The sequence below is a fragment of the Streptomyces sp. DSM 15324 genome, assembly GCF_001514285.1.
Taxonomy (GTDB): domain Bacteria; phylum Actinomycetota; class Actinomycetes; order Streptomycetales; family Streptomycetaceae; genus Streptomyces.
In genome coordinates this window covers 7,829-8,654 of record NZ_KQ949056.1, presented here as the reverse complement: position 1 = coordinate 8,654, position 826 = coordinate 7,829, and the positions used below count along the sequence as shown (strand labels likewise).

At 72.8% G+C, this 826-nt stretch carries 1 protein-coding gene; it reads right to left on the bottom strand.

Going from position 1 to position 826, the window contains the following annotated elements; all coding sequences use genetic code 11:
• Window positions 1–826, bottom strand: an 826-nt coding sequence (locus tag AQJ58_RS40100) for an SDR family NAD(P)-dependent oxidoreductase (protein ID WP_159056428.1), incomplete at both ends; no start/stop codon positions are given.

The following is an 826-nucleotide window of genomic DNA, read 5'->3' as shown; positions in this document are numbered from 1 at the left end:
CAGGTCCGCCTCGGTCAGCTCGGCGGTCATGCCCGCGCCGGGCGCCCAGGGACCCCACGCGAGGGACACCGCGGGCAGACCGGCGGTACGGCGACGGGCGGCGAAGGCGTCCAGGAAGACGTTGGCGGCCGCGTAGTTGGCCTGACCCGCACCCCCGAACGTCCCCGCGACCGACGAGAAGACCACGAACGCGGACAGGTCGGCATCCCGGGTCAGCTCGTGCAGATGCGTCACCGCGTCCACCTTCGGCCGCATCACCCTCGCGAACCGCTCGGGCGTGAGGGAGGACACCACACCGTCGTCCAGCACACCCGCCGCGTGCACCACAGCCGTCAGGGAACGCCCGGCCAGCGCGGCGGCCAGCTGATCGCGGTCGGCCACGTCCACCGCCACGACATCCACCTCGGCACCCAACCCGCCCAGCTCAGCGACGAGTTCGGAAGCGCCCGGCGCATCGAGGCCACGACGACCCGCCAGCAGCAGACGCCGTACCCCGTGCTCCGTCACCAGATGACGGGCCACCAGCGCGCCCAGACCACCCGTACCACCGGTGACCAGGACCGTCCCGCCCTCGCGGTCCAGCGGCGCGGGGACGGTGAGGACCACCTTGCCGACGTGGCGGGCCTGCGACAGGTACCGGAACGCCTCCGGAGCCCTGCGTACGTCCCAGCACGTCACCGGAAGCGGCCTGAGCACCCCCGCCTCGAACAGAGCCACCAGGTCGGCCAGCATCCCGCCGATCCGCTCCGGCTCCACATCCATCAGGTCGAACGCCCGGTACATCACACCGGCGTGCTCCCCCGCGACCGTCTCCGGGTCCCGGACA